This window comes from Pelatocladus sp. BLCC-F211 (genome assembly GCF_041928655.1).
Taxonomy (GTDB): Bacteria; Cyanobacteriota; Cyanobacteriia; order Cyanobacteriales; family Nostocaceae; genus Pelatocladus.
On sequence record NZ_JBHFLM010000083.1, the window covers coordinates 1 to 2,524 of the forward strand.

The following is a 2,524-nucleotide window of genomic DNA, read 5'->3' on the forward strand; positions in this document are numbered from 1 at the left end:
GAGCCAGTGCGTTGCGGGGGTCCCAAGAGTTGTAGCACCTGGCGTTTGAGGAACGTAGACGCGCCCTGCGCGGCTTCTCGCAGAGTAACCCAACATTATCAAGGCTTTGTTGGGTTTCGCTTGCACTCAACCCAACCTACATTTCTTCTTAACTTGTTTATTTTCATTCATGCCAGCAAAAGATATATACCATGATGCTGTTAAACAAGCTCTAATTAAAGATGGCTGGACAATTACAGCAGATCCTTATCCAATTAAATATGAAGAAGTTAAACTGTTTGCGGATCTTGCTGGAGAAAAAACCATTGCTGCGAGTAGACAAGGAAAACAAATTGTAATTGAAGTTAAAAGTTTTCTGAGTCGTTCTCCTATGCGTGATTTTGAAACCGCATTAGGTCATACCAATTTAATATGAAGACGCATACAAAGACCCCTCCCCGCAAGCGGGGAGGGGTTAGGGGAGGGGTAAAATTCTATGCAGCTTCACGAAGAATTGGTATCAGTATCTAATTTATAAGGCGTTACTTACTATTGAGCATCCCGAACAACACTTATATTTAGCAATAGGTCAAAAAATTTATGATGATTTCTTTCAACAAGTTGCTATTCAATTTATTTTAGAAAAATATCAAGTATCACTATTGGTTATTGATTTAGAACAAGAGGAGATTAGGCAATGGACAAGTTGACTCATTATCAAAATATAATCAAGCAGATTTTAACAGAGTATCAAAATATTTCCGTACAAGTTCCTGTTTCTGATGTAGATGAAGTGCTAATTTTTGATGATGAAAGAAGCCAATATCTTTGGTTTAATATTGGTTGGAAAAAAGGGAAAAGAGTTAAAGGTATTTCTGTTTATATTCGGATTAAAAATGAAAAAATTTACATTGAAGAAGATTGGACTGAGGAAGGAATAGCAACTGAGTTATTAAGGGAAGGTGTTCCTGCTAGTGATATTGTGCTGGCTTTTCAGCCGCCAGAGGTAAGACAATACACTGATTTTGCCACAGCTTAGAAATTTAAGTTTGATAACTATATTAATAGGTAAAAAGCAATGGATTTTTACACGGTGGTATTTCGGTATTCAATAATATTGAACAAAAATTTCTTGAAGAGAATAAATCAGAAATAGAGTCTGAATTAGAAAAAAATTTACTGTGGGAATCCATGGATAACAAACCGTACTCCAGGGTATCATTGCTTTATGATAGGGAAATATTAATTACAGATACTGATGATGATCTTACAACACTTAAAAGATTGGGCAATTGATGCGATGATAAATTTTCAAAAAGTAATGGATAAGTACACAAGTAAATGCTTAAACTCAATTTGATGATACCACCATCTTCAAACGTGATATCAATATCAACTTTAAGCGAATTAAAATGAATCGTAAGAACTTGGCTGTTGAATGTTGTGTAGAAGTGGCTAGTTTTGCCTAGTTTCAAAAATGTGCGATCGCACTCCCAATTCCTCAATCAACACTCAACCCTCTTTTTGCTGAAACTGGCTCAACAACCAACTTCCAACTTCAGATTGACTCATTTCCCGACTACGACGTAAAGCTTCTTCTAAAATGGCGATCGCTAACCCAGGTAATACCTGAGATTCACGTATACGTTTACTACCCTGATCTGCGATCGCATAGGCGATTATTTGGGCATTTTGCACATCCACAACCCAATACTCAGCAATACCCAACTCTTCGTAAAGCGATCGCTTTGTACCCAAGTCATCCAGCAGAGATGTTTTAGCAATCTCAATCACCAAATTCGGTGCAGGATAACGATCAAGATTGACAATTCCTGTACCAGTTGGGATAGTTTGGGTGCGTTCTCTGAGATAATATGCCACATCTGGCTGACAGTCATGAACACCAGTTTTACGAAAAGTGGTAGTGTCTAAACCTGTGGCTGGAATACTTTTGAGTGTTGTAAACAGGTTAACTGCAAAAATAATTACCACATGGTCTTGACCATGATCAAAACTAACTGGCGTCATCTCCAACCTCATATGCCCCTTATAGTAATAACTTTTTGCCTTCTCGTTAAGCAAGTTAGCGATTGTCTGCTCATACTCATCCCAAGGAGCATAAAACCATGTATCTGTGGGTAACTGGGTTTGTAACTCACTCATTGCCTAACCCTTTTGCCAGTAAGCTATATCTCTTGTAACTTAAATTCTCAGTTTTCAGCGTAACTTGTGACCTTTGGTAGTGAAAATGAATTGTATTGTGGGAAGCGATCGCACTCTTAACTCCACCCTTCAACCTTTGAACTAGAAATTTGCTCTTTAGCTGGAGCAGCAAGAAGCCTCTCACCGAAGCGAAGGGAGGTGATGAGATGAATTGCGAGTAAGTTGACGACAGTTTTCCGGCCAATGCCGTAAGGCGAGGAAGGAAAACATGGAGGAAGCGAGCAAAATATTTCATAAATTTGATATAATAGATTTGGTTGACTTCACCCCTATTGGTGACTGATAAGCCTCTGCCCAGTAGCATTGCGACTATTGGTAAGCG

General features: G+C 38.5%; 2 protein-coding genes and 2 pseudogenes. 2 read left to right on the top strand and 2 right to left on the bottom strand.

What is annotated here, in order from left to right:
* Positions 1-169 precede the first annotated feature (169 nt).
* Both ACE1AT_RS10260 and ACE1AT_RS10265 read left to right on the top strand, forming a co-directional pair.
* Positions 170-689, top strand: a pseudogene (locus ACE1AT_RS10260) (XisH family protein).
* Positions 677-1,018 carry a XisI protein gene (locus ACE1AT_RS10265; RefSeq protein WP_374867887.1) on the top strand — a complete coding sequence of 114 codons (342 nt, stop codon included), beginning with the start codon at positions 677-679 and terminating at the stop codon, positions 1,016-1,018. Before ACE1AT_RS10260 ends, ACE1AT_RS10265 begins: the two are co-directional and overlap by 13 nt.
* Positions 1,019-1,491: 473 nt before the next feature.
* Here the strand turns inward: ACE1AT_RS10265 and ACE1AT_RS10270 are convergent, their stop codons facing one another.
* On the bottom strand, positions 1,492-2,142 hold the full coding sequence (locus ACE1AT_RS10270; protein ID WP_016861953.1) for a Uma2 family endonuclease: 651 nt from the start codon (positions 2,140-2,142) through the stop codon (positions 1,492-1,494).
* Positions 2,135-2,524 (bottom strand): annotated as a pseudogene (locus ACE1AT_RS10275) (hypothetical protein); the annotation flags it as partial. The gene ACE1AT_RS10270 and the pseudogene ACE1AT_RS10275, both read right to left, overlap by 8 nt.